The organism is Acinetobacter sp. FDAARGOS_559, from assembly GCF_003940475.1.
GTDB lineage: Bacteria > Pseudomonadota > Gammaproteobacteria > Pseudomonadales > Moraxellaceae > Acinetobacter > Acinetobacter baumannii.
In genome coordinates, this window is the sequence record NZ_RKJG01000005.1 from 791276 (window position 1) to 816635 (window position 25360).

Sequence of the window (25360 nt, forward strand, 5' to 3'; positions counted from 1 at the left end):
TCGGTTTTTAGTGTTCTTAAAGTGTTTAGAATCGCCAATTGTAGAATAAATCTATTGCTCGTTCTAAAGATTGACTTGCTTCCAAATACAAACGGCGGTTCATTTGATAACGCAACGTCAGTTTATTGACTGGAGTAAACACACCCACACCATAACGAATAAATAAATCAGGTGTAATGTAACCAGTTAAACTTACTTGAGTATCATCTCCTGTACCTTGAGCATCTAATGCAAGACCACTCAAACCAAAAGTACGACCAATTTGATTCGTTAAAGCACGAGTACCACCCAAGCCCATACTAATACCGGCAGCAGCAATTGTATTGTTCACATCAGATTTAAAGCCTTCTGCATTACTTAAACCACTGGCACCTTCATTAATACGCCCTGTCACGAGTGCATTTAATGCCTCTTGTTCAGAAAGGCCTGCATCATTATAAACTTGAATGTTTGGTGATGAAGCAGTACCGGTGACACGAACCCCAACCATACTACCCTGAACATTTTTATTCGCATCAATATCTAACGTCGGGTTTGCTAATGGACCATTAAAACGGGCAATTGCACGATTTAAATCCAGGCTTTGACCATAGGCCTCAATTTTCACTTTTTGACTTACACCAATAGCACCCATTGCTCGCATTGCCGTTTCATAACCGCGTTGGGTTAAATTCAAACGACCCACTAAAGGAATATTACTGTTAAAGCCTTGGAAGATGACTTGATTGCCAATATTTACCGAGATATCTGCACGGATATCCCACGGTTTTGCCGCACGTAAAATTGCAAGTGGGTCCTGACCTTGGCGAACAATACGAACATCTGAAGATGTGTTAACCACTGGTGCAGTTGTTTCAGGCATTGAAATACGTGCACGAGGAACATCTACTGATCCTTTCAAGCTTAAACGCTTATCAAAAGGATACATATCAAGTGTCAAATTCGGATTTGCAATGGCCGTAATTAATGGAGCTTGACGTACAAGTAAGTTATCGCCTTTTAAGTTTAACTGTAGACGCGGTGCATTTTTCCAGTCAAAACTACCTTTAAGTAACCCTACACCTTGTCCACTATTGAATGCACCATCAATTGTTGCCATGTCCTGACGAATAGATGAATACACCTGTACATTGGTTAAATTAACCGGCAGGGAAATCATACTGATCGCCCCGTTTTTCAAACGCATTTCGCCCGTAAACTGTGGCTGGGTCAAAGTACCATTCACTTTGCCAGCTAAGGCTAAGGTACCACTCATTGACCGTACATCTTGAATGAATGGTTTTAACACTTTTAACTGTACATCGTTAAAAGCTACCTCACCATGCATTGGCATAGATGATTGGTATGGATTAATAATAACATTCGCATATCCTGTACCAATATCAGGTGTTTTTACATCGACACGGAACAATAAGCCTTCTGAAATACTTTTTGCAATTACACTCAGTTCATCATAAGCCAAAGTAGTCGGTGGATCTTGCGGGTCTTCCGCTGCTAGGCCCAGTTCACCTTTTCTGGTCACTAAGCGTGCATCAAGCTTAGGATGCCCACCATTTACCCAAGAAGCTTTAGCATAACCATTAAGTTGGCCTGTCATAGCCAAACCTTCCGGCATGAACGCAGCAAAATCACCTAAATCTAGATTTTGAGTAACAAATGAAATATTACCTTGTGCTTTACTCACACGCACAGGCTGGTCAAGACACAACTGGCTATTTGTACTTTGCCAGCAATGTTGCCCAACATATAATTCAGAACGTGCCGATGAGAAAACAACTGGTGCATTTTGATTTTGTGCTAGGCGAATTCGGCGTGAATCAAAACTTCCTTTTTGAATTTGCCCTAACCAATCATTCTTCGCATTAAATCCACCTGCTAACTGAACATAGAATTTAGAAACATTATTATTTCCTTGCACTTTTAATAAATGTGCTTTTCTTGTTCCTGTTAAATTCACCTCAGCAGACTGAATTTGACGGCTACCACTACGTAAATTGTCTAATTTTGCTGTTAACTGAGTTGGTGTTGTTTCGGAAGTAGGCAATTCACCCTGGATACGAAGTTTTTTAATACTGACTAATGTATTAAATGCAAAATTATCAACCGCAATATTCGCCGTAGCTTTCAAACGCGGTTGAGATTGGACACTCAAGTCTCCATATGCACGCCCACTTAAACCCGGATACAACTCATAAAGCGCAGGGGCATTCAGCTTAATTTTTAAATTCTGTGCATTACCAGTCGCCTGCAACTGGTTTTGCGCATAAACTAAAAATAGATTATTTGCTTCAAATTGCTGAGGTAAAAAGCCTTTTTGGTTCGAATCCATAAGTATGGATAAGTTACCTTTACCTCTGACTGGCTTATTATTCAAATAACCTGCAAGGTTCAATTGTTGAATATCAATACGCTTTAACTTGTCAGACCAGATGCCTTGTGTTTTTACATTTCCTGAAATTTCACCTTTTACACTGGAGGCAAAATATTGAGGTTTAAAGCGTACTAACGAGCTATTAATATCCCAAGCAATACGGTCTTTTAAATTTAATGCCCCAGTCGCATAGATTTTCCCAGCAACACCATCATGTTGTAACTGACTAATTCGGATAAATTCTGGAGTACCTGCAATAGAAAACTTTAATAGTCCATTGGCTTGATTAAGCGCTTTTAAAGATCCGTCATAATTGACCGCAAAGCCTTTAAAACCGCCACCTGCTTTAACATCATTAAATAATAAAGCTGCTGTACTTTTTCCAGCTAGCGCAACCATTTCTTGACCTGCTTGAGCCAAGCGACCTTTTAAATCAATTTTTTCAAGCTGAATAATTTGTTGATTTGGCTTTGCAAAACCGCTGGCTTTAATTGATCCGTTGAGCAAGTTAACTGGCGCCGCTGTATGTATACTTTGTGGATTAAAGTCTTTTGCATTTAATAATGCATTCCATGCCAGCTGACGTTTTTCACTTGGTAATAAGACTTTGGCCTGACCTGTGAGGCTACCCTTTTGAGCCGCAAAACTAAAACTAGGAACATTAAGAATATTATCTTTAATATTCAAAGTTGCTAAATATTGTCCAGCCGGTAATAAGGTCTGTTCATGCTGATATACCTTTGTCGAAACTTTAATATCTTGCTGACCGTCTCGCAAAGTCAAATCAACTTGACCACTATCACTACTTAACCAACCTATATATGGCATAGCACGATCTATATTTGCCCAAGCCACATTCATAAACATAGGTTGTGGCTTCTTATTCTTTTCAGGTGCTTGGTTTAGTTTAAGTTTCCAAGATTCATAGCGGTCAAAGTCTACATTGGCAAATACTTCCGTACCTTTTTCCAAAGAGCCAGTTGAAGAAACAGCTGCATCTAGACTTGGCGGCAAGAAATCCTGAACGACCTGAGGAATAGCTTTGTCTTTAGGATTAACATGATCTAGACGACCTTTGATGTCCCAAGTGACATGATCTTTCCAGTTCACTAATCCTTTAAGATTAACTGCACCCTTCATGACCTGACCGTTAAAATCAGTAATATTCAACTGATGAACCAGATCAGTATTCATTAAGGCGTTGTACTGGCCTTCAGGTAAATTCTCCCCTTTTAAATCTGTCTCAAGTGCTAAGTTGAGTTGCTTAATATCACCTTGAAATTTAATTACACCGTTTTTAGCAAATAATTTTTGCTCAACCAGTAAAGGCAAGTGATAATTTTTGAGTAACAATGCACCTTGCATAGGCACTTCATGACGAACAGGATGTAAAACAACCCAACCTGTTAATAAATCTGGTGTTGTCGTTGCTACACCGGCTTGCAAGGTATCTAAACTACCTCGCGCTGCCACCTTAATATTTTGGATGTTTAAACTTTTTAAAGAAGGGATTCTTAAATCTGCAGTCGCATTCAGTGGATATTTACCGCTAAAGTCCATATTTCCTGTTGCGTTATGAACAGAAAGATATCCCATATCCATACTTGAATTTTCAAATTTCAGTTTTGTCTCTGACCACAAAGCATCATTTAGATGAACATCATGGAAATTTACGACAGAACCTGAATTTTTAATTTCTAAATGATCAACATCTCCAACATCTACACGAAGCACAAATGGTAATTTAATGGGTTTAAACTCAAATGGCTTATCCGATGGCGGAGCTTTGTTAATAATAACTAAGTTACGGACATCTGCATTGCTCAAATGCACTTCTTTTTCTAATATTAAAGAACGCCACCCTAAACGGACATCAGCTCTATCTAAAGTAACGTCAACTTCTTTTAACTGAACAATAATATTTTTAAGAATAATTCCCCTGAGTAAATTACCCCCCTCATACTCGTATTTAATGACTTGCTGAGCTTGTAAAACACGATCTAATAAAAAACGACTTCCACGGTCAGTCGACATCATAATAATGATGGAAGCAACAAGTAATAAAAGTATGATCAAAATTGTCAGCAAGAAGCTACGCAAAATACGTCGCTTCTTAGGAGAGCTAGGTGCCGAAGTGGGCTGCTGTTCTACTTCCGCCATAAAATAAACCTAATAAAATTTTATTTTTAAAGTTGTGGACCAATAAAGAAATGCAAACGAATCGGATGGTTATCATCAGAAATACCAGAAGCCACGTCTAAACGAATTGGTCCAATTGGGGACTTCCAACGAATACCGACACCCACACTATAGGCCGTCGGATTACTAAAACTCTTATCGTAAGCATTACCAAAATCAGAAAAAACAGCTGCTCGCCAACCCTCTTTGAATTGATAGTTATATTCTAAAGAGCCTACTGCTAGAGCCTGTCCACCAATCTTATATCCATTATCTTCTGGTGAAAGACTTTTATAATCAAAACCACGAATTGTCTGGTCACCACCAGTAAAGAATCTTAAATTGTATGGAACTTTATCAAACTCATCGGTAAAAATATAACTAAAATCGGACCGCCCAACAAACTGATGGTCATCATTTTCACCTAAAGAATAAATAAATCTCCAACCCGCAGTTGCAATCGCCATATTGGCATCTGAAAGTAAACTTTCACTACCTAATTCTAATTTATAAGTTTGTTTAAAAGCTTTGGTCGGGTTTAAGCGTGTATTACTTGAAGTTTTAGAGGTCTCATAACTAAATAATAATGCTTCTTGCTCTGATGCAGCAGTTTTAAATGCATCTGGTAGCTCAGAGATATCCACATTCCCCTTTTGAGTTAGGCGGTCGAGACGATAACGTACCCCAATAGTATGTTGCCAGTTTCCGAGTGGTTTTTTAATAACTCGCTCACCCCCTAAAACTGCCGATTCTGTAAGTAAGCTTACATCCGGACCAATATCATCCCTGGTCTCACGCTCGTAACCACCCACAATATTAAAGTAATCATTTAATGGATGTTTATAAGGAATACTATAGCGCCCATCTATAGATTGACGAATTTCAGAAACTTCTAAGTTAGCATCAAATGAATGACCGTATTTATTTACAAGCGAACGTCTATATTGACTACGTAAACGGGCGCCAGTGTCGGTACCATAACCAATACCTGTTTCCAGACTATTTAGTTTATCGGCATTTAACGTCACAATCACTGGTATACGTTTTTCTTCCCGAGCTTGAGCCTGTAAACGGTCTTGTTCAGACTCTTGTTCTTCATGTTGTACAGTTGCAGCTTTTAAAGATGCAGGTGCGGCTTGTACATTTTCAGTTCCGGCAAATTGTTTTTCATCTACCACATTTTGTGTTACTTCTTTACTTGAGGAAGCCAACTGGCGTGCTTTGGCAAGTTGTTGTTGCTCTAAAGGAAGCAGCTTCGATTCGTCAATATCAACATTCTGCTGATCGACCAACGCTTGTAAATCGGGTGGTAACTCAAGTGGTTTTTCAATTGGGTCGGGTTTAATTGAATCGACCAAGGTATAGTTAAAATAACGTGAGTTAGTCAGGTTATTTGCTAAAACATTTACACGCCAAAAAGCATAGTCATCACCCTCTTTCCACGGTGCCATGCTTTCAAGAATATTCATATTTAAAGGTAATGGTTTTGATGGATCGCTCATGCGGAACTCAACCTTACCAAGCTTATAACGCTCCCCCGTCTCATACTTGAGGTTAATATCCGCTTTATTTTCAGGTTGGCTCACTTTTACGTCATGTAAACGCCAATACGCATCAAAATAACCATTATCCGATGCAGCATCGACAATTCGGCTTTTTGTGGTTTCGTAAAGGCCATGATTAAAAATATCACCTACATCTTGGTCAGGAACTAAACGAATGACCTGAAATTGTGGCTGTTTTGCACCAGCACCAGTAAATTCAATGTTTTGTTCATTAATCCGTACTGGTTCATTTGGCGTTACATTAACGCGTACGCGACTGGCACTTAACTTTTCAAAACGAAACTCAGCATTGTAATAGCCTACAGCTTGAGCAGCCTGATTACTTAAGCTCCTAAGTTGCGGTAGCGCTGCATTAAAATCTTCAAATGATTCTTGGGTAAATGTAGATAATTTACCTTTGATATTTTTAGCTAAATCATCTGGCGCACCCGTAACCTCAGCAGTAATACGGGGTATCTGCTCCATTGGAATTACCCGAGGTGGACGGATTTTATTGAATATACGTCTAAAGAAACCTTTTTCTTCGGGTGGCTCTTCAACGGCAGCAGTAAGCTCAGGTAAAGTTTTTCCTGTTTCATTGGCTTCAACCACAATCTTACTATCAGATTGAATCTCATGCATGAGCTGGTCAATATTTACAGGGGCCTGATTAATTTCATGTAATTCTGCTTGTGATGCGTCATTCACCACCATTTCTGGTTGTTTTTGCGTACCATTTTGGAAGTTTTGAGCCTCGTTTTTTGCCTCTTCTGCTACCCGATAAATTTCATTTGCCATATTCTGGTCAACAGGCATAACCGGTAAGTCTTCAAGATTATCAAGCGTAATTGGCTTAAATTCTTCAATCTGTTTCGGAAATTGTTCTTGTTGTTGCAATATAGCCAAGCTATCTTGTTGTTGCTGTGCTTGAGTTACAAGAGTAGCGACATCGGTAATTGGAACATCACTTGGGTTATTTGTATTAGTTTGTTGTACCAATGAATCTGTTACCGTCTGGTTTGCTTCTGGTGTAACGGTCTCAGCCGAACTTTGAGCATAACAAGGAGTAACACATAAACTTAATAATAAGCTGCTACAAATAAGTTTAGGTATACTCTGCATTTTTAAGATTAAATGCATAGAGTGAGAAAGAGTTGACTGTTTAAACTTAATTTTAGAAGGCATGAAAAACTCTAAACTTATTTTTTAATAAACGCACCAATATGAGGACAAAACTCACTCAAAACCATTGATTTTTCATTTAATCAAGCGTTAAAAATATCATACATGGTTTTAGATGCAAATTAACACTCCGTCACATTTTTTTATAAAACTCAATGAAGCTTGCACATGATGAAACAAGATGAATCCCTGATGACATCACGTCGGTTTGTACCGATGTTTTTTACCCAGTTTTTTGGCGCATTAAATGACAATGTTTATAAGCAAGCTTTATTGTTAGTCATTACTTATGGTTGGATTCAGCAACAATCTGCACCAGTAAGCACACTCAATAATTTAGCAGCATTGTTGTTTATTTTGCCATATTTCTTTTTTTCAGCAACTGCCGGACAAATTGCTGATAAGTATGAACGCTCACAACTTGTCCGTGGCATAAAAATTTTAGAAATCATTATTATGCTCATCGGTTCTGCCGGTTTTTTATTGGGGCATTTATGGTTGCTTCTTTTAGCCCTATTTTTGATGGGCACACATTCAACTTTCTTTGGTCCTATTAAATATGCCATTTTGCCAGAAATCTTAAAACCACATGAACTCATGTCTGGCAATGCCCTGTTTCAGTCTGGTACATCCATGGCTATCTTATTCGGAATGATCTTGGGTGGTGCCGTAATTGCATCATCAGATGGAAACTTATTGTGGATTAGTATTACTGTAGTAGCGATTGCTTGCATAGGTTATTTATTCAGCCGTTTCATCTTGCCACAAAAAGTTGCCGCACCTGATTTAGATATTGACTGGAACTTTATTCGTACAAGCTTTCAAACTATCAAATATGCCAAAAGCTTACCGTTAGTGTTTACAATTTTGTTAGGTAACTCATGGTACTGGTTTTATGGAGCGACTTATTTAACTCAAATTCCGCAGCTTACCCAGCAAAACCTTCATGCATCGGAAAATGTGGTTAGCCTATTACTCACTTTCTTTTCAGTCGGTATTGGTGTGGGTTCTCTTCTTTGCCGCAAAATTGGTGGTTCAGAAATTAATATTAAAATGGTGCCAATCGGTGCAGTTGGCCTTACTGTTTTTGCGCTCTACCTTGCAGCCAGTCTGGCTTTTGTACCTGAAAGAACTGGAGCATTACTGACTTTAAAAGATGTTTTTACCCAAGGCTGGGTTTACTACCATGTCATGATTGCTGTGACTTTATTGGGTATTAGTGGCGGTTTTTATATTGTTCCCCTATATGCCATGATGCAGGCTTATTCACCACGTTCACATCGTGCACGTGTTGTTGCAGCGAATAACATCCTAAATGCCGTTTTTATGGTTTCTTCTGCAATTTTTTCAATCTTAATCTTAAGTGTTTTAAAAATTGATATTAAAATACTATTTATTATTACAGCTGTACTTAGTGCAATCTTTAGTATCTGGCTTCTTGCCCGACTAAAACCAATGCTTGCCACAGCCCACCTTTCTTTAGAGGACTAATTTATGCGCCACTATACTGGATTTGATCAACTTATTAACTCTTTTGATCAAGCATTACGTAGTCTTGTTCCGGGTGCAACAGCAGCACAGCGCCAAAATCCAGCTGAAACAGTAGAAGCAAAACTTGGTGTAGAAGATGCTCGCCATGTTGCAGGTTTAATGCGTGTTAACCATAGTGGTGAAGTGTGTGCTCAAGCACTTTATCATGGGCAAGCATTGACAGCGAAATTGCCAAATGTACGCCGCGAAATGCAACAGGCAGCGATTGAAGAACAAGACCATTTAGCTTGGTGTGAAGACCGTTTAAAAGAGCTAAATAGTCATACAAGCTTATTGAACCCGATTTGGTATGGCCTTTCATATGGTATGGGTGCTCTTGCCGGTATTGCAGGTGATAAATATAGCTTAGGTTTTGTTGCTGAAACTGAACGTCAAGTTAGTCTACATTTGCAAGATCACTTAAATCAGTTACCAGCACAAGATGAACGCTCGCGCAAAATTCTAGAGCAAATGAATGAAGATGAATTGCATCACCGTCATACTGCACTTGAAGCAGGTGGTGTTGAATTACCATATGCAGTAAAAATCACAATGACTGCTATTTCAAAGTTAATGACAAAAACGAGTTATTATCTTTAAAAAAACAAAGGATTGATCTCATTCAGATCAATCCTTTTTTAAAATATTATTTTAATCCATGATCATATTTGAAGCGTTCGATATCTCGAATTGAGTTCCAATAGTTTCTGTTAATACGGTCACGATCAATTTGTAATTCTCTTAAAAGCTTACGATAACGTTCACGCTCTTCTGGCTTTAATTTTTCGTTATAAGCACTGTCAGAATATTGCTTAAACTTCTCGTCATAACGCTCATATTCAGCTTTTGCATTGTAGTAATCTGAGGCAGCTCGATAATAAGGTCTTAAACGATTACGCTGCTCAACTGGGCATACATTAATATTACCGTTACCCTCTAAAGCGTTATAAAAAATATTTGCTGGCTGGCAATAATAACCTAGGCCTTCTTTATACCCACGTTCATATGACTTTTGATCTGGAACAATATTGGCTTTTCCACATGCTTTGTAATATTGATCTAAACGTGGCGAAGAACCTTTCGAACCATCTTTCTCACCCACTAATGACCAATTCGCAGTCTTACATTCTTCTACGCTCATTGCAGCACAACCTGAAAGGCTGATTGCTAAAATGGCTAAACCGATATTTTTCATATTAAGAGAACTCAAAAATAAAAATTAAAAAAACGCAAAAAATAAAATTCCATTACATACACTATATAAGTCTTGCTCAATTCAAGATTTATACATAAATGTTTAACTGGATAAGATTTTAAGTTTAAAGCAGTTTGACCATCTCACCAAATTTAAGGATCACAATTCTTAATTATGTTTAGTTTTTAAAAGCGAAATCATGAACGATCAGACAACTCTTTGATGGCCCTTATACGTTAATTTTACTTTAAAGCCTTATCATAAAAGCACCAATTAAATTATTGATTATTAATATAAAAAACTAAATTCACTTATAAATAAACTATTTATTATTTTACTGTTTTTTTACGGGATTAACGCCAAAGGCTACGGTAGGATTTGAGCTAAATAACCACCAAGGTTTTTTATAATGAGTACGCTTATTTACCCAAATTTAAACTTAAAAGATCCTCACTTTAAGGCATTTAAAATATCAGATGATTTTATTCCACCGACACAAGATCATACTTTCAACGCAGATCTTTTTTTAAAAGAAGTTGATGAATATTTAAGTTTATATCCTCACACTCAGCACATTGATATTTGTCTACATGACTTAAACGGGCATATTCGTGGCAAACGTATTGACGTTAAGAGTCTGAAAAATCTATCGAATGGATGTTATTTTCCTCTTTCTATTTATGCCATGAGCCTTGATGGGAAAGTGATTGAAGAAACAGGTCTGGGAAAATATATTGGTGAACCAGATAGACTTTGCCTGCCCATTTTAGGCAGCTTGCAACCCAGTGCCTTATCCCCAGAATTAAATGCTCAGCTTTACCTATCAATGCAAGAAGAAGATGGTTCTGGCTGTCGCTATGAACCACGTAATATATTAAAAAAACTATTAAATCAGTTACATGCTAATAATTATTTCCCTGTCATGGCTGCCGAGCTAGAGTTTTATCTTTTCTCACCTCTGCATCAATCTGAAATATGTTCAGAAAACCAATGTTTTGATATAGATGCGCCAAATAACTATCAACAAGTCCTAGATGAAGTTGAAAAAGCAGCCTTACTACAATCAATTGAAATTACCGCAATTGTTGCGGAATCATCCCCTGGACAATACGAATTAAATCTTCAACACAGCCATGACATTTTAAAGCTCTGCGATCAAATTAATGCTTTAAAAAGAATTGTAAAACAAGTCACAAGAAAGCATGACTTAACCGCTTGTTTCATGGCGAAACCAAACTTGGCAAAGGCTGGTAGTGGCATGCATTTTCATATGAGCATACTGAATCAATACCATCAAAATATATTTAGCTCAGAAGAAAAAGATGAGCTTTCAGCCAAATTATTGAGCGCGATTAGTGGCCTAATTGAGTTAATGCCTGCATCTATGGCGATTTTAGCGCCTAATATTAATTCTTATAGACGTTTTAAAATTGGTCATCACGTGCCATTAGAAGCCAATTGGGATACTAACAACCGGAATGTTGCAATCCGAATTCCATGCTCAGACGTACAAAATCAACGCTTAGAATATCGTGTTGCTGGAGCGGACTGTAATCCCTATTTGGTAACAGCGACTATTTTAGCGGGCGCGTCTTATGGCTTATCTCATAAGTTACCACTGCCAAAACCTGCACATCTTTTAAAATTTCCAGACGAGCACATTTTATTAGCTAACAACCAACCAGAGGCCTTAAAAATATTTAAAGGAAGTCTTATTTTAAAAGGGTATTTAGGGGCAGACTTTGTAGAGCATTGGTACACAGTTAAACAGGCTGAATATCAAAATATTCACAGTCAAATGACTGAAGCAGAACAACATTGGGATATATAAAATAAAAAGAGCAAAAAAACTATAAACCACTTTGCAAACCCTTAGGGAGAAATACCCTAAGGTTTTTTTTATATCTCATTAATGATTTTTCTGTTTAGCTAAAAAACGTAACCCAACACCTGGTTCAGTAGCAATATAACGTGGCTGAATCGCGTTATCTCCCAACTTACTGCGCAATTTACCCACCAAAATACGTAAATAGTGCGTATCTTCCTGATGGGTGGGTCCCCATAGCTCTTTTAAGAGCTGTGGCTGTGTTAAAAGCTGCCCTTGGTAGCGCATTAATAACGTCAAAAGTTGAAACTCTTTTCGAGTTAAAGTAATTGGCTGTTGCTCGATCCAAACTAAACGTTGCGTGACATCAACCTTGAGATAACCATCGTCATACACATGAGCTTCTTGCTGAATCGGTTGATTTCTTAAAATGACACGTATGCGTGCCAAAAGCTCTTGCACACTAAAAGGCTTGGTCATGTAGTCATTTGCACCAGCATCTAGCAAAGCAACTTTTTCGTATTCATCAGCGCGTACAGATAACACAATAACGGGAACATTCGACCAGCTACGTAATTCTTGAAGGACTTCTTTCCCATCTAAATCGGGTAAGCCTAAGTCTAGAATCACCAAATCAGCCCCTTGGGTTGCTAATGCCTCTAGGCCTTTGTAACCCGTTTCACAGAGCGTGGTTTTGTATTTTTGAGTTCTTAAAGCAATGTCTAAAAATTTACGGATTTGAGGCTCATCATCAATAATCACAATACGTGTTTCTACAGGTGATGTTTCTGAACTTATCATGAATTTACAACTTATTCTTTTACTGGACGAAGGGGTAATTTGATTTGAATTAAAGTACCTTTATTTTGGCGCCCTGAAAATGCTTCTATTGTACCCATATGAGCACCAATAATCGCTTTTACAATTGTTAGCCCTAAACCTGTACCGAATTTTCCACGGTCTCCACGCTCCATAGTATAAAACATATCGAAAATGCGATGTCTTTCGTCTTCAGGGATGCCTACACCTTTATCTTCAATTTCTATTTTTACTTCATCTTCTGACAAAAGATGAGTACGGATCATGACTGGCTCATCTGGAGGTGAAAAGTTTGCCGCATTTTCTAAAACATTAAAAATAGCTTGCTCTACCAGTGCTGGGTGGACATACAAACTAATTTGTTGCTCAGGTAATTCAACTGACACTTGAGTATCTGGTTTATAACGCTTTAAACGGCGGGTTGCCGAACCAATTAATTCATCCACCCCAATCCAGTCCCTTTTTAAAGTTAGACCTTCGTGTCCCAAACGGGTCATATCAAGCAAGTTTTGAATATAACGGTCTAAGCGCTCACCTTCTAAATGAATTGTTTCAAGCAGATCTTGTTGGTCTTGTTCTGACATATCAGCTTTAAAATTAGCAAGCGTGTCTGCTGCGCCAATGATAGAAGCAAGTGGCGAGCGTAAATCATGCGATACCGAAGATAATAAAGCAGAACGCAAACGCTCTGTTTCACTGATGACTTTTGCTTGTTCAAGCTCATCCACCAATTGGGTTCGAAGTACTGCCTGTGCAATATATTCGATTACACTTTCAGTCAATTTCTTTTGCTCAAAATTTAAGGAAACCACTTCATCCTTAAAGTAAATTCCCACAATACCTAGGCTATTTTTTTGTTCTAAAAGTGGTAAAAACCACCAGTTTGACTGACTCAGAGTATCGGTAAAGCGCCCGCATGGCTGCTGATGTTTCAAACACCATTCTGCAGCTACTTTTTCTTTATCATTTAGCTCAATATCAGATGAAATTATTTTATCTCGAATAGAAATCCACACTTTAGTTTGAAGTTGTGTTTCTAAAGTCATACGTCCTGTTTGCATGACTTCTTCAAGGTTTACTGCGCTAGAAAGCTTACGCGCCAAGTCTTGCATTACCGTAGTGTAGGCATTCGCAGCTTTTAAAGACAAAACTTGCTGGCGTAACTGAGAAGCTAAACGGCCAGCAATTAAAGCTGCTGCAAAAAAAGCAACAACGGTGACTACCCCTTGGTGTGCTGAAATCTGAAAGGTATAACGCGGGGCAATAAAGAAAAAATTATAGGCTAAGAAACAAATAAGAGCAGCCACTACTGCAGCGAGCATTCGGGTCTTAGTTGCAACAATTAAAACAGAAATAATAAAAATGACAGAGAAGTCTTCAATACCAAATAGAACTTCTGCGAAGTGAGCTATAAAAATACTTGCGCATGTAACAGCTAAAACAAAAACACTTTCTTTTAATGATAAAAATGAAGGTTTTTCGAGCTGATTAATCTTTTTAGTGCCCTGTTCTGGGTGCAAAATGGTTAAAGCAATCGAGTTTTCTTGATTTAATAATTGCTGAGCTAAATTTTTCTTAAATAACTTTAACCACCACGGTGAAATACTTTTACCAATGACTAGATTGGAAATACCTCGGTCAATCGCAGCATCCATTAACACTGAAGCAACTCGCGGCCCATATAAAACCTCCGTTCGACCACCGAGTTGCCGAGCCAGCTCAAATGCACGGTCAATCTCGATGTATTCTTTTTTATAAGAATTCGCTGAACTCTGTCCAAAGTCCGAACTTTTAGCAACATTCACTACAGTCCATGTAGCACCATTACGTTCTGCTAAACGACAGCCTGCTCGCACTAAATATTCAGAAGAGCCTTGCCCATCTATCGCAATCATCAATTCATTTTGCAACGAGATAGATTTCAAACCCTTTGAGACATAACTCTCTTTTAAGTCTGAATCGACATGCTCAGCAACGCATTGCATTGCCAGTTCACGTAATGCCGTTAAATTTGAAATGCTAAAAAAGCCTTGTAATGCCAGATTTGCTTGCTCTGGCATATAGACTTTTCCTTGATGGAGCCTTTCAATAAGCTCACTAACTGGTAAATCAATTAAGCGAATGTCCCGAATACGGTCAAATACCCGATCTGGTACCGTTTCATTTACTCGGATTCCCGTAATCTGGTACACCACATCATTTAAGCTTTCTAAATGTTGAATATTTATAGTGGTGAATACATCAATACCTGCGTCTAGCAATTCATTGACGTCTTGCCAACGTCGTTCATGGCGACTATTTGGGACGTTGCGATGAGCCAGTTCATCAACTAAAACGATTTGCGGATGCCTAAGTAAAATAGCATCCAAGTCCATTTCTTCTAAAGTATGCCCCTGATATTGCATTTCCTTTCTAGCAATTTGAGGCAACCCTTCCAAAATTTTTAGAGTTTCAATTCTTCCGTGGGTTTCAACAATACCAACAACAACATCTGTGCCCTGTTGAAATAGTTCTTTAGCGCGGGCGAGCATGGCATAGGTTTTTCCTACACCTGGTGCCGCACCAAGAAAGACCGTTAGACGACCGGCTTGATATCTATTAACATGATTTAATAAGGCCTCAGCCTGATTTTCGCGATTGCTTTGCACTTGATATCATCCGGTAAACTAACAACTTTATTTTTAAGTTAATGTGTAGATTGTAATTGATCTAAAGCGATATTTAGCTCTAATACATTAACACGAGCTTGCCCCAATACACCAAACTGCTTCGGTTCAACATACTTTTGCAAAAGCTCTTCAACAACCTTAGGGTCGACATGACGCGCTTGAGCCACTCGAGCAACCTGTAACTGAGCAGATTCAGGACTAATATGCGGATCAATACCACTCCCCGATTTAGTCACCAAATCACTTGGAATAGGGTTATTACCTGTGTGGTCTTGTTTTTTCACCGCAAGAATCTGAGCATCAATTTGTTGCTGTAGTTCAGGATTAGTACGCGCTAAGTTTGTACCTGCCATAGCCATCGGGTCATAAGCGACTGCTGAAGGACGCGGATGAAAATAAGCCTCTCCAACAAATGGCTGAGCAACTAATTTTGACCCTAGAACTGTATGGTCTATTTCAATCAAACTACCATTTGCTTGATTGTTGAATAACACCTGTCCCGCACCTGTAGCGATCGCACTATAAACAGCACCGCAACCCACAAGGGTAAAAATTAGAAGTCCGAAAGATGCTCTTAAGGTCTGACCCAAATTTGCTTCTGAATTTTGTATATAAGTTTTCATTTCAAACTCCAGATTACAAACCAAATAATTGAACAATCACTACATCAATCGCTTTGATGGCAAGGAATGGTAGAACCACACCGCCCACCCCATAAATCAACATATTTCGACGTAGTAACTGAGTTGCAGTTGAAGGTTTAAATTTGACGCCTCGGAGTGCGATTGGAATTAATAGCGGGATAATAATCGCGTTAAAAATTAATGCAGATAAAATCGCGCTGTTTGGACTTGCTAAGTGCATTACATTCAATACTTGCATTTGTGGAATCGCAGCAGCGAACAATGCAGGTAAAATGGCAAAGTATTTAGAGACGTCGTTTGCCAATGAAAATGTTGTTAAAGCACCACGGGTAATCAACTGCTGTTTCCCAATCTCGACCACAGCAAGTAATTTGGTTGGGTCTGAGTCTAAATCGACCATATTGCCAGCTTCTTTTGCAGCTTGTGTGCCTGAATTCATGGCTAAACCAATATCAGCTTGTGCTAATGCTGGCGCATCATTGGTTCCATCACCGACCATCGCAACTAAACGACCTTGTTGTTGTTCGGTGCGAATACAAGCCAATTTGTCTTCTGGTTTTGCTTCGGCAATATAGTCATCTACCCCTGCTTCAGCAGCAATCGCAGCAGCAGTTAATGGGTTATCGCCTGTGACCATGACAGTTTTAATACCCATTTCTCTTAAACGAGCAAAACGTTCTTTAATGCCGTGTTTAATCACATCTGAGAGTTCAATCACCCCCAGTACATGATGTTGATTTGCGACAACCAATGGTGTCGCACCCTTTTTGGCAACTTGCTCAACACGTGCTTTTAACTCTAAATCTTGAGAATAATCTTCATCTACAAATTTCAAGATTGCATCTAAAGCACCTTTACGAATTTGGTCACCATTCGGTAAATTCACACCAGAAATTCGAGTCGAAGCACTAAAAGAGATAAATTCGGCTTGCTCAGGTTCTTGCTGTTTTAAGCCTTGCTCTTTTGCTAACTTAACAATCGATTTACCTTCTGGTGTTGGGTCGGCAAGTGAACTTACCCAAGCAGCAGCTCTTAATTCAGACTCGGTTACCGAAGTTAAGGGATAAAAAGAAGTCGCTTGACGATCACCATAAGTAATGGTTCCTGTTTTATCGAGTAAAAGCATATCAATGTCACCCGCAACTTCGACAGCTTTACCTGATTTCGCCAAAACATTGGCTTTAAGTGCGCGGTTCATGCCCGCAATACCAATCGCAGGTAACAAGCCACCAATCGTTGTTGGAATTAAGCAGACCAATAACGCCACGAGTACAACTGGATCGAGCTCAATATGCAAGTAATGAGCAATAAATGGCAGGCTAATCACGACAATTAAAAATGTGATTGTCATCACCATTAACAAGAAGCCAAGCGCAATCTCATTCGGAGTTTTCTGGCGATTTGAGCCTTCGACCAAAGCAATCATACGGTCTAAGAAACTTTGCCCAGATTCAGCAGTCACTTGCACAACAATACGATCTGTAAGAACTTTGGTTCCACCAATAACACCTGAACGGTCTGTTCCAGCTTCACGTAGCACAGGTGCAGACTCACCTGTAACAGCCGATTCATTAATAGTTGCAAAGCCTTCTACAATCTCACCGTCGGCTGGAACAAGCTCACCTGCATGTACTTCAATAAAATCATTTAAATGAAGTTGGGTCGCTGCAACTTGAGTCGCTTGACGGTCTGTCAAAGAGTTGAGTCTTCGAGCTGTTAAATTTTCTCTTGCTGCACGTAATGAAGATGCCTGTCCACGACCTCTGGCCTCTGCAACTGCTTCAGCATAGTTAGCAAATAAAATAGTAATAAACAGAATTGCTGTAACCGCAAAACCAAATAACAGCGTGGTGTAACCCAAGATTGTACTAATGCCTGTAACTACTGTTCCAAGCCATACGATTGCCATCACAGGATTTTTAATTGCATGCTGCGGTAGCAGTTTCACAAATGCATTTTTCCAAACTTCAAAATTTGGCACTGCCATGGTTTGTTTATGGCTATTTACATGAGTTTGTGTATTCATTTTCACTCGCCTCCTTAGCCTTTAACCAACAAAAGTTGATCGGCAATAGGCCCAAGGACAAGAACTGGCATAAATTGTAATAAGGTAAGCAACACAACAATCGTAATCAGTGTTAAAGCAAAGGTTGGTGTTTCAACCTGAAGACTACCTGCTGTTTCGGGTGCCTTTCTTTTTGCTGCTAAACGTGTGGCAATCATTAATGGCAAAATTAATGTAGGGAAACGTCCTAACAGTAGAGCGATACTACAAGTGACATTCCACCATACAGTGTTGTCTCCAAGACCTTCAAAACCTGAACCGTTATTAGCAAACGCAGAAACATATTCATAGAACACTTGGCTAATACCGTGTGGTCCTGGATTACTAATTCCAGATATGCCTGGAACGCTGAGGCTTAATGCAGTAAACGCAAGAATGACTAAAGGTTGAATCAAGATAATAATCGCGAGCAACTTAATTTCTGCCGCTTCAATCTTGCGTCCAAACAATTCAGGTGTACGACCTGTCATTAAACCTGCAATAAATACTGCGAGTAACAGATAAATCATAAACTGTTGCAGACCACAGCCCATACCACCCCAAATGGCATTAATCAGCATGTTAATGAGTTCGACTAAACCGGTAAGCGGTGCTGAAGAATCATGCATCATATTGACCGAACCGTTATTCACCTGCGTAGTGATCGCTGCCCAAACTGCTGATGCGGCTGGTCCAAAACGTTGTTCTTTACCTTCCATTACGGCAAGTTGAGATGCTGTCGATGACATACTCTCAGACCAGACAGCCGCCGCACCTGAAATAATCGACATGAAAAGCATGCTACCAAACACAAAGTAAGCAAACTTTTTACGCTGGGTAAAATGCCCAACCATAAAAATCACGGTAAGTGGAATAAGTAATATCGCAATCATTTCTAATAAATTAGAAAGTGGTGTCGGATTTTCTAAAGGCACAGAACTATTTGGACCATACCAACCACCACCGTTACTACCTAATTGCTTAATCGCCACCATTGGCGCAACTGGCCCTAAAGGAATTTTTTGAGTTTCAACGCTATTGGCTTTATCAATAAGCTGTACTTCTGGCCCACCTTGGAAAGTTGATGGCACGCCTTGGCTGTTAAGCAATAATGACCAGACAAAACAGAGTGGAAGCAAAAAGCGAACTGTAGGGCGAATTACATCTGCCCAATAGTTCCCAATTAAAATTTGGTCTGGCTGCTCGGCAACATCGGCTGCAATATGGCTTGGGCGCTGATAAAAGAAAGCTCTTAAGGTCGCGACAACTAAAGCCAGCCCCATCATTGGAGTAATGACTTGCAAGCCCACAATACCTGTCATTTGCGACAAATAAGATAATTGAGCTTGTCCAGAATAATGCTGTTGATTGGTATTAGTTAAAAATGAAATAACCGTGTGTAATGCTAAATCCCAACTCATATTTGGTGCATGGTTCGGGTTTAATGGTAGCCATGCTTGCGTCATAAAAATAGCAAGAATAGCCACTGCAAGAAAAATACAGCTCACAACAAATGCTAGAGAATATTGTTTCCAGTTCATTTGTTGTTGTGGAGATACACCTAATAAGCGATATACAGGATTTTCAATCCAGCGAAATAATCCATCGCCCCACATCGGCTGACTTGCCATCACTTTGGATAGATATTTACTGAGGCACCATGCTAGAAAAATAGCAATAAATAAAACAAGTATAAGTTCTAACATGGCTATTCTCCTCTATACCCCTTGTTGGCTTGATTTGCCAAACTGGAAATAAGGAGAGATGGAGAAATATCATTTGTTTTAAGTCCGCATAAGACAATGCCAGACTGATGCAAGATGCGCATTTGAGAATTTATAAGCATCTTTATTGTCCTGAAATAACACTAATTTAGTGAATTTCAGTATTGATAAAATGCCCGTAAATTCTCTATTGAAGAAGTCAAAACCCGCGTAAAGTTTGCGTAAAATTTAGTTTGAAAGACATTAAACTTTAAAATTAACGACTGGATAAAGTGTGCTATCAGCCTTTAAGGTCTCACAATGCCAAAGTTCATATAAAGGAATTTTTACATCGAGTGCTAACGGCAATTTTTTAGAATTAAATTGCATATGGTCCAGATCAGCTCCCCATGCAATCAAATCTACATCTAAAGAAATATGATGTGATGGTCGAACACGCCCAGAATCTGACTCAAGTTTCTTTAAAAAAGATTCAATTTGTTCACACGATAAAGTACTTCTTAATAGACACGCTGAGTTCCAGTAATCATCTCCAATACCATCTCGACATGGAATTTGATAAACAGATGAAAACTGCACTTTCCCCAAAGTTGCTAATTGCGTATAAGCAAAAGTAAAGTGTTGTGCTGCGTCTAAATTACTCGCTAGGGCGAGCGCAAAAATTGTTTCTGGTGCGTTCAAGACGAATTCCTACAGCATTTGCTTCTGCAATGATGGCTGGCTTACGGATGGTTATGGTAATTTTTTCAATTGTTGGAAAGGTTTCAAACAAACATTGCAGAACGAGATGTGCTGCATGCTCGATTAATTCGGGCTTAGCTTTCTGAATGGTTTGGGCCGATAACTCACAAATCTGGGCATAGTTGAGTGTGTCTTCAAGCTTGTCAGACGCTGCAGCTCGGCTCAAATCATTATGGATGGTTAAATCCAACATCAAAGGTTGAATGATTTGTCTTTCCCAGTTGAAACAGCCAATCACTGTCTCAACCTTCAAGCCTTCAATAATAATGGCATCCATAAATTTAAACTGACCTTAGTGCTTTAATAACGAAGCAGGTTCCATATTTTGAACCATTTTCAAACGTTGGTCTGCATAAATATCAGTATAAGGTGCGAGTACGCGCATAAAACGATCGAAATAAAGCATTTGCTTAAATAATAAGGCAAAATCTCGAGGGAATTTAATACCATGACGCTCACCAACAGCTACCATATCCATCATGATGTCGTTTAAATCGGCTGGATTAGAAGCCAAAATCTGCTGTGGATCAGCCATTAACACACCATTAAATAAACGCTCTAGATCTTGTGCTAAAACCTGAACGTCAATTTTATTATGGGTCATACCCATTTTGAGCATGTTTTCAGCCATTGCCTGATAATCAGTTTTTTGTAAAGCATCCATAAATGCAATGCATGCTGTCCAAACTTCCGGCTTTAACTGCCCGACAATACCGAAATCAATAAAACCAACACGGCCATCTTCAAGCAGCATTAGATTTCCAGCATGTAAGTCCGCATGGAAGCTCTTACATAACATTAAGCTACCAAACCATGTGTTCATGGCAGTAATGAGTACTTGCGATGGATCTTTAGCATATTGTTTAACAACGCTAAAGTCTGTCAAAGGGACCCCATATAAACGCTGCATGGTCAAAACACGGCGCGTAGAAAACTGATGATAAACTTTAGGTGCAGTAGCAGCTTGGTTTTGGGAAATATTTAAATATTCCACAAAGTCATCTAAATTTTGTGCTTCTTCAATGAAATCGACTTCACGCACCATACGGGTTTTAATTTCATCAACAATGTCAGAAAGAGCGGCAAATTTAATTTTAGGTACCGCACGTTCAAGCAATTTAGCAGCCCAATGCACCACATTTAGGTCAGTGTACAAAATGGTTTCAACACCCGGTTTTTGTACTTTAATAACGACATCTTCACCAGTAGTTAATTTAGCCGCATGAACCTGAGCAATTGAGGCAGAAGCTAGTGGTGTTTCATCGATATAACTAAAAATCTGGCTTAAATCACGCCCTTCAAACTCAGACGCAAGTACACCTTGAATATAGCTAAAAGGTAAAGTTGGGGTCTGGTCTAAACAGCCTTGGAATTCTTCTACATACTCACGTGGGAATAGCGATGGGGTACTCGCGATAAACTGACCAAGCTTAATATATGTTGAGCCAAGCGACTCAAAAGTCTCACGCATAAGTTTGGCATTACTTAGCTTATCAGTTGCATACTTAATACCGGCTTTAGCCGCAACTACTGCGGTTTCACCGATGCGGGCAACAGAGCGCAATCCATCAAATAAAACATTTTTTTTCATATTTCTTTAAAACCAGAATATTCAAATCAAGTGTAGCAAATTTTGGTTTATTTGCTGATTAGCTTGCCTGACAAAGTGGACAATTTATGTCTTTATCAAAATTAACAATACGTTGCATCATATTTAACCCATCCCAAAGTAACAGTTTTTGTTTTAGCGGCGTTCTGTTTAGTCCTAAATACAATAAAGTGTGATGTGCTTGTAATGACGCAATCATTACAGGTGTAGTCGCAAGCACACCAGATTCCGCACATCGCAGCCCTTCATTGGCATGTTGTTCTTTCGGGAACAAACATTCATAACAAGCTGAATCACCTTCAACCATAAACATTTGCGCCTGAAAACCAATTGCAGAAGCGCTAATTAATGCGACTTGATGCTTTTTACAAGCTGCATTCACTAAATAACGCGTTGTAAAGTTATCACAGCCATCTAAAACGACGTCTTGATGTTCAACTAGTTTATCAATATTATGTTCGTCTAAACGTTCGTTAAAGTATTCAACACAGATATAAGGGTTAATTTTCTGTAACCGTTTAGCTAAAACTTCAGCTTTATAACGTCCAATATCTTCATGACCAAATGCGATTTGACGTTGTAAATTACTTATCTCAATGGTATCTGCATCAATGAGGGTAATTTTCCCAACTCCTGCTCGTGCAAGTAGTTCCGCGCTACTACAGCCTATTCCGCCAGCACCGACAATTAATACATTGGCGAGTTTAAGTTTTTCCTGAGCTTCAATATCCCATCCATCAAGTAAAATCTGACGGCTATAGAGATGCATTTCTTCATCACTTAACTCTACAAAATCGATATCTTGGAGCTCGGTCACACGTTAATCCTTTCACTTAGAAGCCAAGTGATTTTATGACTAAGTTCGTCATTAGGAAAGCTATAAAATGGAAACAACTTTTTTATTCAGTTAATCCCCTATTACATTACTTCTCACATGCTTTCTGCAACAATAGAGCTATCCCTTTTCTGTATTACTTAGGCTAAATATGTCCCAATCATATATTGCACCAGTAGAGTTAGAAAAAGCTTATCGTTTGTTAAATCATGGTCCAACTGTACTAGTCTCTGCTCAGCATGGTGATGACCGTAACGTGATGGCTGCCGCATGGGCATGTGCCTTAGAGTTTAAACCTGCCAAAGTGACCGTCGTTTTAGATAAAAGTACTAAAACCCGACAGCTGGTTGAGCAAAGTGGTTATTTCACACTACAAGTTCCTTGCTATGCACAGCTCAATATGACCAAGCAACTTGGTACCATTAGCAAATTAGATGACCCACAAAAACTTGAACACTGCGGGGTTGAGCTGTTTTATCAAAAAGATCTGACCAGTCCGCTTGTATCAGGTTGTATCGCATGGCTGGTATGTAAACTTATTCCTGAACCACATAATCAGTCAGCTCATGACCTATTTATTGGTTCTGTTGTAGGTGCATGGGCAGATAGTCGCGTTTTTAGAGATGGGCACTGGCATTTTCAAGATGCACCAAAAGAACTTCGTAGCCTGCACTATATTGCTGGTGGAACATTTTATTTAATTGGTGAGGAAGTGAAAGCCGATCTTTAATATAAAGAATAAAGGGAAATTCTAAATATTTCCCTTTGTTCAAATTAGCTTGCGTAGGCTTGCTGCATTTTTGCAATTTCTTGCTGCTTCAACAGTCCTCTTTGAATTTTTCCGCTCGTGGTTTTCGGTAGACTGTCCACAAACTCAATTTCTTTTGGATAAGCATGACGAGATAAACGGTTACGAACATATTGCTGTAACTTATCTTTTAATGTTTCACACGCTTGATAAGCAGGCTTAAGTACCACAAAAGCTTTGACTATTTCGGTTCGTTCCGGATCTGGCTTACCAATTACTGCTGACTCTAATACGGCCTCACACTCTAATAAAGTACTTTCAACATCAAATGGTCCAACTCTATAGCCCGAAGTTGTAATGACATCGTCAGCACGACCCACAAAATCAATGCCCCCATGTTCGTTTAAAGTGACCGTGTCACCAGTTAAATAGTATTTGCCAACAAAGGCTTTGCGATTATTGCCACCATAACCTTTAAACCACATCAATGGAGATTGCTCCGAGTCCATTGCCAAAATACCAACACCACCAGTTGGCAATTCTTGATAATTTTGGTCTAACACCGCAAAACGATGTCCAGGTATTGCAAAACCAGCTGAACCTACTTTTAATGGATGCTCAAGAGCATGATGATTTGCAATCACCATCCCTAGTTCAGTTTGGCCATATTGATCAAAAATATTGACCTCCAAATCCTGCTTAAACCAGCTCACAACCTCAGGAGTTAATGGCTCACCTGCACTGCTCACTACGCGTAAATGTTGTTTAATTGAAGAGTCAAATTTTTCCTTAAAACCAAAGAACATGCGAAATGCTGTAGGCGATCCTGTTAAATTACTTACTTTATATTTTTTAATTAATTCTATTGCCTGATCTACATTAAATGAACGCTCATCCATAATAATGCTATGCCCCAAGCTTAAAGGCCCGGTAATGCCATAATACAAACCATATGCCCAGCCCGGATCTGCCAGATTCCAGAACATATCCTCTTCACGCAAATCGACAGCATGAGTCATATAACCTTTAAATGCTAAAATTGCTTTTAGTGGAACAGGTACAGACTTCGCAAGTCCAGTTGTGCCTGAGGTAAACATCATTAAAAAGTCATCATCAAAGCTACGATTTACTGGCTCACATTGCTCAGAATATCGTTGTAAAGATTGCCAAAAATCAAAGTCATGCTCAGATAAAAGACCTGTTTGATGAACAGTTACAATAACCGGAACATTTAAGGTATTCAGTTTAGGGCGCTGTTCATCATTGGTCACAATCAATTTAGTTTGAGCAGTCGTAATTCGGTGATCAATCGATTTTGCTTCAAAGGCAGTAAATAAAGGCTGATAAATAGCGCCTATACGCCATGCTGCCAAAATTGTAATTAATAACTCAGGCGTTCTTGGTAGAAGTCCTGCAATACAATCTCCAGCTTGAATTCCTTGTGCTTTAAAGAAGTTAGCAAGTTTTCCAGAAAGTTCAGCAAGTTGTTCGAACATATAGTGCTCTGCCTGCCCGTTTTTTCCTTCCCAGATAAGCGCTGTTTTATTTTTTCCTACATAACGCTCACAGCACTCAACATAAGCATTTATTGCTTGGGGATGCCCAACAAGTTGCTCTTCGATGAGCCTTGTAAGATCAAATTGCTGATAAGCTTCTGCCAAAGTTTTCATGATGCTCACCTTCATTCCGTTTGATGATTGAT

17 protein-coding genes are annotated in these 25360 nt (G+C 39.0%); 4 read left to right on the forward strand and 13 right to left on the reverse strand.

All coding sequences use genetic code 11. The features are described 5' to 3' along the window. Window positions 1-25: 25 nt before the first annotated feature. Complete coding sequence (locus EGS71_RS05320; RefSeq protein WP_000852505.1) at window positions 26-4531, reverse strand: translocation/assembly module TamB domain-containing protein; 4506 nt, start codon at window positions 4529-4531, stop codon at window positions 26-28. Window positions 4532-4557: 26 nt separating this feature from the next. Then, window positions 4558-7278, reverse strand: a complete 2721-nt coding sequence (locus tag EGS71_RS05325; protein ID WP_025464958.1) for an autotransporter assembly complex protein TamA — start codon at window positions 7276-7278, stop codon at window positions 4558-4560. 165 nt (window positions 7279-7443) lie between these two features. Here EGS71_RS05325 and EGS71_RS05330 point away from each other — a divergent pair, with 165 nt between their 5' ends. Continuing rightward, entirely contained in the window at window positions 7444-8766 is a 1323-nt protein-coding gene (locus tag EGS71_RS05330; protein ID WP_000977590.1) for an MFS transporter, read from the forward strand. A 3-nt stretch (window positions 8767-8769) separates the two neighbouring features. Next, entirely contained in the window at window positions 8770-9405 is a 636-nt protein-coding gene (coq7, locus tag EGS71_RS05335; protein WP_001216784.1) for a 2-polyprenyl-3-methyl-6-methoxy-1,4-benzoquinone monooxygenase, read from the forward strand. Window positions 9406-9451: 46 nt separating this feature from the next. Here the strand turns inward: coq7 and EGS71_RS05340 are convergent, their stop codons facing one another. Beyond that, on the reverse strand, window positions 9452-10000 hold the full coding sequence (locus tag EGS71_RS05340; protein WP_000789248.1) for a DUF2799 domain-containing protein: 549 nt from the start codon (window positions 9998-10000) through the stop codon (window positions 9452-9454). 409 nt (window positions 10001-10409) lie between these two features. On the opposite strand from EGS71_RS05340, the gene EGS71_RS05345 reads away from it, so the two are divergent. Continuing rightward, on the forward strand, window positions 10410-11831 hold the full coding sequence (locus tag EGS71_RS05345) for a glutamine synthetase family protein (RefSeq protein ID WP_000105605.1): 1422 nt from the start codon (window positions 10410-10412) through the stop codon (window positions 11829-11831). A gap of 78 nt (window positions 11832-11909) precedes the next feature. On the opposite strand, the gene EGS71_RS05350 is transcribed toward EGS71_RS05345, so the two are convergent. From EGS71_RS05350 to EGS71_RS05390, 9 genes are all read right to left on the reverse strand, one after another. After that, complete coding sequence (locus tag EGS71_RS05350; RefSeq protein WP_000625748.1) at window positions 11910-12626, reverse strand: response regulator; 717 nt, start codon at window positions 12624-12626, stop codon at window positions 11910-11912. A gap of 11 nt (window positions 12627-12637) precedes the next feature. Continuing rightward, window positions 12638-15292: a sensor histidine kinase gene (locus EGS71_RS05355; protein WP_001191604.1), complete on the reverse strand. Its 2655-nt coding sequence runs from the start codon at window positions 15290-15292 to the stop codon at window positions 12638-12640. Window positions 15293-15330: 38 nt separating this feature from the next. Next, window positions 15331-15936 carry a potassium-transporting ATPase subunit KdpC gene (gene kdpC / locus EGS71_RS05360; RefSeq protein WP_000860729.1) on the reverse strand — a complete coding sequence of 202 codons (606 nt, stop codon included), beginning with the start codon at window positions 15934-15936 and terminating at the stop codon, window positions 15331-15333. Window positions 15937-15949: 13 nt separating this feature from the next. Then, the gene (gene kdpB, locus EGS71_RS05365; protein ID WP_085944091.1) at window positions 15950-17989 is read right to left on the reverse strand and encodes a potassium-transporting ATPase subunit KdpB; all 2040 of its coding nucleotides are present in this window, start codon (window positions 17987-17989) and stop codon (window positions 15950-15952) included. A gap of 8 nt (window positions 17990-17997) precedes the next feature. Next, the gene (kdpA, locus tag EGS71_RS05370) at window positions 17998-19707 is read right to left on the reverse strand and encodes a potassium-transporting ATPase subunit KdpA (protein ID WP_000891219.1); all 1710 of its coding nucleotides are present in this window, start codon (window positions 19705-19707) and stop codon (window positions 17998-18000) included. A gap of 261 nt (window positions 19708-19968) precedes the next feature. After that, on the reverse strand, window positions 19969-20406 hold the full coding sequence (locus EGS71_RS05375; protein WP_000993397.1) for a 2-amino-4-hydroxy-6-hydroxymethyldihydropteridine diphosphokinase: 438 nt from the start codon (window positions 20404-20406) through the stop codon (window positions 19969-19971). Continuing rightward, complete coding sequence (gene folB, locus EGS71_RS05380; protein ID WP_000338779.1) at window positions 20363-20743, reverse strand: dihydroneopterin aldolase; 381 nt, start codon at window positions 20741-20743, stop codon at window positions 20363-20365. The genes EGS71_RS05375 and folB overlap by 44 nt, the downstream gene beginning before the upstream one ends. Before the next feature lie 15 nt (window positions 20744-20758). Next, on the reverse strand, window positions 20759-22057 hold the full coding sequence (locus EGS71_RS05385) for an ABC1 kinase family protein (protein WP_000742543.1): 1299 nt from the start codon (window positions 22055-22057) through the stop codon (window positions 20759-20761). A 58-nt stretch (window positions 22058-22115) separates the two neighbouring features. After that, window positions 22116-22892, reverse strand: a complete 777-nt coding sequence (locus tag EGS71_RS05390) for a HesA/MoeB/ThiF family protein (RefSeq protein WP_000137898.1) — start codon at window positions 22890-22892, stop codon at window positions 22116-22118. Between the two features lie 169 nt (window positions 22893-23061). On the opposite strand from EGS71_RS05390, the gene EGS71_RS05395 reads away from it, so the two are divergent. Next, window positions 23062-23640 (forward strand): flavin reductase family protein, encoded by a 579-nt coding sequence (locus tag EGS71_RS05395; protein WP_000083683.1) that lies wholly within the window; start codon window positions 23062-23064, stop codon window positions 23638-23640. Between the two features lie 44 nt (window positions 23641-23684). Here EGS71_RS05395 and EGS71_RS05400 read toward each other — a convergent pair whose 3' ends face one another. Beyond that, window positions 23685-25328 (reverse strand): AMP-binding protein, encoded by a 1644-nt coding sequence (locus EGS71_RS05400; protein WP_000853296.1) that lies wholly within the window; start codon window positions 25326-25328, stop codon window positions 23685-23687. Between the last annotated feature and the right edge of the window lie 32 nt (window positions 25329-25360).